The sequence below is a fragment of the Acidithiobacillus albertensis genome, assembly GCF_001931655.1.
Classification (GTDB): domain Bacteria; phylum Pseudomonadota; class Gammaproteobacteria; order Acidithiobacillales; family Acidithiobacillaceae; genus Acidithiobacillus; species Acidithiobacillus thiooxidans.
Genome location: NZ_MOAD01000032.1, coordinates 1 through 5,623, shown reverse-complemented (window position 1 = coordinate 5,623; position 5,623 = coordinate 1). Strand labels below are relative to the sequence as shown.

General features: G+C 45.5%; 10 protein-coding genes. 7 read left to right on the top strand and 3 right to left on the bottom strand.

What is annotated here, in order from left to right; translation table 11 throughout:
* Nucleotides 1–243: 243 nt before the first annotated feature.
* From BLW97_RS20510 to BLW97_RS16685, 7 genes are all read left to right on the top strand, one after another.
* A complete protein-coding gene (locus BLW97_RS20510) occupies nucleotides 244–534 on the top strand; it encodes a DUF5131 family protein (RefSeq protein ID WP_139110716.1) in 291 nt (96 codons plus the stop codon).
* 103 nt (nucleotides 535–637) lie between these two features.
* Complete coding sequence (locus BLW97_RS16705; protein WP_024894962.1) at nucleotides 638–979, top strand: DUF1828 domain-containing protein; 342 nt, start codon at nucleotides 638–640, stop codon at nucleotides 977–979.
* 31 nt (nucleotides 980–1,010) lie between these two features.
* Nucleotides 1,011–1,184 carry a hypothetical protein gene (locus tag BLW97_RS19535; protein ID WP_158006158.1) on the top strand — a complete coding sequence of 58 codons (174 nt, stop codon included), beginning with the start codon at nucleotides 1,011–1,013 and terminating at the stop codon, nucleotides 1,182–1,184.
* Between the two features lie 161 nt (nucleotides 1,185–1,345).
* Nucleotides 1,346–1,666, top strand: a complete 321-nt coding sequence (locus tag BLW97_RS16700) for a DUF202 domain-containing protein (RefSeq protein WP_065975086.1) — start codon at nucleotides 1,346–1,348, stop codon at nucleotides 1,664–1,666.
* Entirely contained in the window at nucleotides 1,647–1,934 is a 288-nt protein-coding gene (locus tag BLW97_RS16695) for a hypothetical protein (protein ID WP_024895325.1), read from the top strand. The genes BLW97_RS16700 and BLW97_RS16695 overlap by 20 nt, the downstream gene beginning before the upstream one ends.
* The gene (locus BLW97_RS16690; RefSeq protein ID WP_226831333.1) at nucleotides 1,924–2,277 is read left to right on the top strand and encodes a DUF202 domain-containing protein; all 354 of its coding nucleotides are present in this window, start codon (nucleotides 1,924–1,926) and stop codon (nucleotides 2,275–2,277) included. The genes BLW97_RS16695 and BLW97_RS16690 overlap by 11 nt, the downstream gene beginning before the upstream one ends.
* Before the next feature lie 39 nt (nucleotides 2,278–2,316).
* Entirely contained in the window at nucleotides 2,317–3,225 is a 909-nt protein-coding gene (locus BLW97_RS16685) for a metallophosphoesterase (RefSeq protein ID WP_075323995.1), read from the top strand.
* Here BLW97_RS16685 and BLW97_RS16680 read toward each other — a convergent pair.
* From BLW97_RS16680 to BLW97_RS16670, 3 genes are all read right to left on the bottom strand, one after another.
* Nucleotides 3,199–4,308 (bottom strand): hypothetical protein, encoded by a 1,110-nt coding sequence (locus tag BLW97_RS16680; RefSeq protein WP_077218517.1) that lies wholly within the window; start codon nucleotides 4,306–4,308, stop codon nucleotides 3,199–3,201. The two genes, BLW97_RS16685 and BLW97_RS16680, sit on opposite strands and share 27 nt — an antisense overlap.
* Nucleotides 4,309–4,463: 155 nt before the next feature.
* Nucleotides 4,464–4,913 (bottom strand): DedA family protein, encoded by a 450-nt coding sequence (locus BLW97_RS16675; protein WP_242947859.1) that lies wholly within the window; start codon nucleotides 4,911–4,913, stop codon nucleotides 4,464–4,466.
* Between the two features lie 77 nt (nucleotides 4,914–4,990).
* The gene (locus BLW97_RS16670; protein WP_075323994.1) at nucleotides 4,991–5,581 is read right to left on the bottom strand and encodes a cytochrome b; all 591 of its coding nucleotides are present in this window, start codon (nucleotides 5,579–5,581) and stop codon (nucleotides 4,991–4,993) included.
* Nucleotides 5,582–5,623: the final 42 nt, after the last annotated feature.

Below are 5,623 nucleotides of genomic sequence, written 5' to 3'. Positions count from 1 at the left end.
CGGCGGTTGCAGCCCCGCCAGCGCACCATAGACAGTACACCGCCATTTGGATTGCCGCCTGCTGGCGGCAATCGACCAGATCAATCAAGAAGCCCTGTCAAAGACCATTCAAAACTATTCATAGGCAGCCTCTGAAACCTGGATAACAGTGTATTCTATCACTCACTCTTCAACGTCATATATGAATTGAAAAAAATGCTCTGATGTCAATAAAAGTAAACTTATTCATAGGGAGCCTGGACCATATCCCGGCCCATTCACCCAGAATGGGTAAAATATATACAGAAGCAACGCGAGCAGACCCAGGCGCCTTTTTTCTTTAGGCAGTGGGGCGAATCATTTCTCATCAACCAGAAAGCGCCGGAAGTTATGGAAGGGGTTTGCCGCTTTCATTGGAAGGCAAAAATCCATGAAGATCAGCAGGATGTCGATCAGATATTCGAGAGGCATTGTAACGTGCCGCAGGCTTTTGGTGAACATGGACGGAGTCTGTTTGTCTCAGATTTATCTGGTGGCTTTCCAGGCCGATTGTGAAAGCCGTCGGTTTTCCGGGTTGGGGCACACATAGCCGGATGCCGGTTGAATGGTCGAACAAGGCGGAGTTGGCCTGCTGTTGGAAACAAGGAGTCCGTTTCTCATGGATGTAAAGATATTTGCCCATAATGGGCGAATGCTCATTAAATCACCATTTTCTTTTGCAGATTGTGATCCCTTGCTGCTTTACGTGGAAAAACGCCCAGATGGTATCGTGCGGCTAACGGACGGCGGGCGCATCCGGACGTACCTGCGTGACGAAAATACCTCGTCGAGCAAGGGCGATCTTGAAAAAAGGATTCAACATATCCTGAAGCACATGGGCGTAGGCGTACAGGAAAAAGACGGTCAGATTTTTATGGATGTATCCCAGGATCAAATCCGTTCTGCAGTTTTTCAGCTTTCTGAAACGATTGCGCGTTTGATGGATGCGCTTGAACGGTGATGCGTGTCTTTCCAGTATGAGCGAGGATGATATGGCCCGTGACCTGGTGCGTAGATTACGCGCTCTAGCGAAGCAACAGCATGACGATCTTTCTGTTGCGGATAAAGCAGCTGAGGAATTAGAACGGCTTGGAGCGCGATTAAACTTGCTGCAAAGATATATGGGCGGCACGGACTACTCGGAATCAGAAAGCCGTGATCTCTGATTTTTCGGTTTTTGCCTGGTTCTGACTGGTCATGCCTGCTGCCATAGGATTGCTGCTGGTGTGGGTCATCGTCCTGGAACTACGTCAGGTTTTCCTTTTATTTCGTGCCTGGTTTAGAAGTTATTGGGACTAGATTAAAATAGCTTTTTAAGGAGGATATATTGTCTTTTTATAAAAATCGTTTTTCGCCGCATGGTTTTATTTTGCGGGATTGGCTGGCGTTAGATCGGACCATTCTCGCCAATGAGCGTACGCTCTTGTCTTTTACCCGCACTGCTCTGGTGCTTATTCTGGCAGGGATGACTTTTATCCGGTTTTTTGGAGTAAATCGGTGGTCTGATCTAGGTTATATGACTTTGGCTATAGGGATTGTTTTATGGCTGGTGGGGTTCCGCCTCTATCACAAAAGGAAACGCGATTATCAAGGCTATGTAGACGAATTAGATAGGGAGGAAAGTGACGATGCAGCGACTTCCCTATGACGACTACGCTCGCGACAAAATGATCTTGCGGGACTGGCTGGCGATGGATCGTACTGCTTTTGCAGTTGCCCGCACGTTTAATGATTACCTCAAGAATTTCATGACTGCCATTATCGCTACGCTGGTTTTTCTGGTTATTTTTAAAGGAAGTTTTTGGGATGTAGTGCTATACGTGGGCTTCCTGATTGCGGCTATTTTACTAGTAGCCGGAATTTTTTTGCTGGCTCAAGCCTATTTTCATCATCGGAATCTGCACAATGATGGATAAAGTAAAATGGCTCCATGCGCTGCATATAGATGACCACCGGGAGCGTTTACATAAATACAGAGACAGCCTTATTCTCCAGGACTGGTTGGCACTTGACCGGACGGCAGCAGCCAATAAACGTACCCTGTATGCATTCATGAGAACGACCCTGGATTTTAACGTGTCCGGTCTGGTGTTCATCCGCTTTTTTGATTATGGCTGGATTATGACGGTAGGTTGGATTTTTCTGGGAATCTCTGTTTTGTTAGGGGGCTACGGGCTAACCCGTTATTTTGAGGTGAAAAAGCATTACTGGAAATTTCTGCGAGAATCACCCAAGCCGAAAGTCTTGAATCGATTTTAGTGATGAGTTGTTTACTTTGTATTTGGTTCGGAGAATCGGATGAGATTTCTTGACAATAATCCACGCATAACCCGGCATTCAGCTAATCCTGACGGGCGTGACTTTATCGTGGGTGATTTGCATGGCTGCCGAGCTATGCTGGATGGCTTACTGGCGCAGGTGTCTTTTGATACGGGAAAGGACCGCCTTTTCAGTGTGGGCGATCTGGTGGACCGTGGCCCGGATTCAGCAGGGTGCCTGGCACTTCTGGAAGACCCTTGGTTTTATCCGGTGTTGGGCAACCATGACGCTATGCTGATGGCGTGGATTCACGGAAAAACTAAAGACCGTCGGCAACGGGATTACGCATATGCTTTTACTTGCATTAAGGGTTGGCAATGGACAAAGCGATTTACCCGGGTAGCACAATATATGCCTTTATTGGAGCGGGTGCCTTTAGTGCGGGTCGTCGGGAGCGAAAAAGGTCGATTCCATGTTGCCCATGCTGAACTTGCCAATGCACTTTCGGATGATTCCTGGACTGACGCCGTGTTGGATGATGAGACATCTCCGCTTTGGAAGCGCCGGCATTATATTGTCGGTTTTGACGATATGGGGACATGGAAGGATCACGTTTTGTGGGGTCGCAGTTTGATCGTCGATTTCAGGAATCGTGTACGGAAAGACCAGCTTTTGCCGTCGCGGCGTCAAGAAGCGCTCTCCCGGACCTATGTTGGCCACACCATCATTCCGCCTGTATCCGACAAAGGTCCGCTAGAAATACGCAGTCATGTTTTTCTGGATAGTGGTGCTTATCAGGCTGTTTCAAAGGAACGGGATGGTACGGGGCTGACACTCTGGAATCACACGGAAAATAGCGGGGTTTTCATGGGTGCTACCGGACATATAGAAGATTTATGCCCATTTATCAATTATCTCACCTTAAGAACGGGAATGCATTACAGATAGTTTAGCGTCAGCATGAATCCATTTAAGCGTAGCCTCCCGATAAGCTCTCAGCGCATGTGATAAACGCTTCATGATGGTATGAGTAGGCTTGACATTGTGAGAGGTAGATAATGCTTTCTGTATGTAAATTAACCAATGGTGTGCGTTTTTATTCCAATAGTGTGACTGCTTGCGATAGATTGGAAGCTTGATTTCCGCTATTTTATGGGATTGCTCACGCTTCAGTGCATCTTGCTTCAGTTTAAGCAGGATGTTTTCTTTATCAAGATCAAGTTGTTGGTTGGCATGGTGAACTGCACCGCTGATATCGATTGGCATATTCAGATACAAACCACCAATGATCGCCATTTTCGTTCTTCCCGCCTCAGGATAGTATGAAGGCCGCATAAAAACTTTCAGCTTTACATCAATGAATCGTAACCAGCCAAGTTGACGTTGACCATGATAATAGCGAATTAGACCTTCAATAGCAGGATGCAGACGGAGTACACTGGGTGGAATGTGATGGGCATTATGTGTGGATGGTTTTGGTCTTTCAGGAATAAATGAATGAAGCTTCTGTCCAACCGTTTCTATCATCTTGTGTAAAAACACTTCTGAACGCATGTGCGCAAGATAAACAGACAGGTGAAGTCTTTCAAGAATGCTGGGAATGGTTTTTGAGATTTTTTTGTCACGTTTAAATAGCGATAACAACCTCTTGAAATTGTGTTCAATCTTATAATTCTCCCAGTAAGACATATAGGATTTCTGTATCCTAACCTTTATTAGCCTATTTTCTGAATCATAATGAGCCAGATTTTTGTAATAGGCTGGTTGCGCTTGAGCGGTAATATGACGTAAATATTTATTTCCACCAAATAAATAATATTTAAATCCGAGTTTTGGTTTCATAATGTAGGCGCGTGGAATACCGTCATAGTTGAAGTGGGTATAATGACCAGCCTTTATTCTCCCTTGGAGAATAGGCGAGCTTTCTGCGTGTAAAATTTTGATCTCCTGCCGGGCTGCACGTACGTCATTTTCTTTCTCGCGCATTGCCGGTGACTGCTGCGCAATATTTTCTATTTGGCTTAATGTCATCACTTGCTTTCCATAAGCAGGACTCACATAAAATGTGGCTATACACAATAAGAATGATGATAACCACCATGTAAATTTAATTCTATCAATAGAAATGATTGTAGCCCTCCATTTCACGTTTACAGGTAACTTTATGAACATTAAATCACAAACATCTATAACATTCCCAAAAAATATCCAGCGCCGCCCCAAAACGCAACCCATATGACTGCACCTAATATATTCCAGAGATAAAAATCCTGTAGTGTTGTTTCTGCGGATCCAGAGATGTAGCCTTGAAGCTGTCGCAACGGAACAATGAATCGGCCAAATAGCACCACTATGGAGCCATATTTATTCATGAAAGTATGCGTCTTATTAAGGCGTTCTGCTGTAATCCCTATCCATCGACCATGTTTTTTGACCCATTTGATACCGACTTTGTAACCTATGTAATAGGCGGTGAACCAACCGGCACTGGTACCTATTATGCCGAGGGCAAATAATACTAGCGGATTAAAGGCACCTTGGCTGGCTACAAAACCTGCACCAATCAACAAGGTCTCCCCAGGTAAAAAAATGACACCGGCGCTTTCCAGGAACAATCCAGCCACGACTATGGCCAACCCATATTGATCCACCACACCCGAAACCGAAACGACTGCGGCATGGAGATAGCTCAAAAAATAGCTGGAAACTGACATCAGGATTTGGGGTCCGTACGTGATAAGCGAACGGGTAACATTCTGGTCAGCGTATGATCGCGAAGCACGTAATGATGATAAAGTGCTGCCAGGCTATGAATAACGATTAAAAACGCCAGCGTCAACGCTACTGCTGCATGCCATTGCAATACAGTAGAAAAAGCAAAGTGGGGATCGGCGGTAATGGGAAGCGGCATATGCCATGCCAGAATTGTCAAGCCCTTACCCAGAAGCCCCATCATCCAGATACCGATGGCGCATTCAACGAAAATGAGCCCATAAAACGCACCATGGACCATCTTGGCCCATAGCTGGTGACTTGGTTGTGCGCCTGCGCCTGATCTGCGTCCAGTAATGACCCGTACAATAAATAACGACAGCGTGAGCAATAAAATAAGCAGCCCAATCTCTTCATGCACCACAATGGCACTTGCCAGATGGTCTTGCAGCCAGGCTATACGTATGTTGGCAGCACCCAATATGCCCTGAAAAACAATCAGCACGGCGATCAACCAATGCAATACTTTGAACAGAGTACTCTCCCCAGTCACCGAAGATCCTGTAAATTTTTCAAGCCTATTTTTTGCCATTCAGACTCCTTTTAAATATTTCTATGCTTATAAAAAACTAAT

Bases quoted from the DNA above. Each gene is read 5' to 3' on its own strand.
- BLW97_RS16680 (WP_077218517.1), bottom strand. From the start codon at position 4,308: ATGACATTAAGCCAAATAGAAAATATTGCGCAGCAGTCACCGGCAATG.
- BLW97_RS16695 (WP_024895325.1), top strand. From the start codon at position 1,647: ATGCAGCGACTTCCCTATGACGACTACGCTCGCGACAAAATGATCTTG.
- BLW97_RS16685 (WP_075323995.1), top strand. From the start codon at position 2,317: ATGAGATTTCTTGACAATAATCCACGCATAACCCGGCATTCAGCTAAT.
- BLW97_RS16705 (WP_024894962.1), top strand. From the start codon at position 638: ATGGATGTAAAGATATTTGCCCATAATGGGCGAATGCTCATTAAATCA.
- BLW97_RS16670 (WP_075323994.1), bottom strand. From the start codon at position 5,581: ATGGCAAAAAATAGGCTTGAAAAATTTACAGGATCTTCGGTGACTGGG.
- BLW97_RS19535 (WP_158006158.1), top strand. From the start codon at position 1,011: ATGGCCCGTGACCTGGTGCGTAGATTACGCGCTCTAGCGAAGCAACAG.
- BLW97_RS16690 (WP_226831333.1), top strand. From the start codon at position 1,924: ATGATGGATAAAGTAAAATGGCTCCATGCGCTGCATATAGATGACCAC.